The organism is Streptomyces glaucescens (genome assembly GCF_002154375.1).
Lineage (GTDB): Bacteria > Actinomycetota > Actinomycetes > Streptomycetales > Streptomycetaceae > Streptomyces > Streptomyces glaucescens.
On sequence record NZ_MUND01000073.1, the window covers coordinates 1 to 1,497 of the forward strand.

Sequence of the window (1,497 nt, forward strand, 5' to 3'; positions counted from 1 at the left end):
GGTCATCGGCGGCACCGTGTACGCCGTCACGAGCGGCGGCGACGACGGCGGCAAGAAGGAACCGGTCGCCGGGAAGAGCGACGACCCCAAGCCCACCGCCCCCGAGTCCCCGGTCGACCCGGGTGACGGCAGCGGCGACGGCGGCGCGGACCCGGACAACCTCAACGAGGGCCGCCAGCCCGGCGAGTCGAGGGTGCTCTGGTACAAGGAGGCGCCCGACGCACCCGGTTCCGGCGCCGAGGCCAACGGCATGTGGATCACCGACAGAACGGCAGTCAAGGCGGCGTACAAGGAGCTGGTCGGCTACAACGTCGGGGACGGCGCCCCGACCTGGGACACCATCACCTTCCCGCAGAAGATCTGCGCGACCACCGCGCAGAAGACGGCCGACGACACGATCGTCGTGGCGTACATGAGCGGCGCCAGCGACCGCGCCAAGTGCAACCAGCTCCAGCAGATCGACCTGAACACCGGGGAGAAGGGCTGGAGCGGCGAGATCGCCGACGGCGCGCTCTTCGACAGCACCATCACCGTCGAGCTGTCCATCGCCGGCAACACCCTGATGGTGGGCCGGTCGCAGTCCGGCACGGCGTACGACGTCACCACCGGCAAGAAGCTCTACGACAAGAAGAAGTACGGCGACGCCTGCTTCCCGGCCGGCTTCGCGGGCGGCACCCGGCTGATCCAGGTCGCCTCCTGCGGTGCCGGCACGAACAACGAGCACGACGAGCTCCAGGAACTGGACCCGAAGACCGGCAAGGTCAAGTGGACGTTCGCCTACGAGAAGGGCTGGCGGATCGGCCGCACCTTCTCCGTGGACCCGTTGGTCGTCTACAGCACCAACGAGGACAAGGACACCTGGAACGTCGCCACGTTCACCCCGGCCGGGAAGATCCGCTCCCAGGTCGACATCAAGGACGGCATCGCCCCCGAGTGCGGCTGGGCCATCCTCCAGCGTGACCTGAACGGCTGCCTGGGCGTGGCCGTCGACGCGAACACCCTGTACCTGCCCACCGAGGCCACCACCGGCGCCAACGAGGTCATCGCGATCGACCTGGCCAAGGGCAAGGAGAAGTGGCGGGTGAAGTCCCCGACGGACCAGACGATCCTGCCGCTGAAGGCCGAGGGCGGAAAGCTTGTCGCCTATGTCGAGCCGTCGTACGACGCGGGCGGCCAGGTGGTGTCCATCGCGACCGCCGGCGCCGACCACAAGCCGGTCACGCTGCTGAAGAACCCGGCGAGCGCCTCGGAGGTCGAGAACGGCTTCTTCTCCCGGGACATCGACTGGGCGGACGGCCGGCTGTACCTCTCCACCACACGGCTGAGCGGCGACGACGACGCGAAGGAGAAGCTGATGCTCGCCTACGGCAAGTGACGCGCCCCGCCCGCCGACTCCGCTTCGTCGATCCGTCCCCGAGGTGTCCAGGACCATGACCCAGCCGCCCCCGCCGCCGAACCAGCCCCCGCAGGAGGGAGGGTTCGGCGGCGGGGGCGGCT

Annotated in this window: 1 protein-coding gene; it reads left to right on the forward strand. The window is 69.3% G+C overall.

Going from position 1 to position 1,497, the window contains the following annotated elements; genetic code table 11:
- Nucleotides 1–1,375 (forward strand): outer membrane protein assembly factor BamB family protein (locus CCN42_RS05785; RefSeq protein ID WP_107427549.1); only part of this gene is annotated, 1,375 nt, incomplete at its 5' end.
- Between the last annotated feature and the right edge of the window lie 122 nt (nucleotides 1,376–1,497).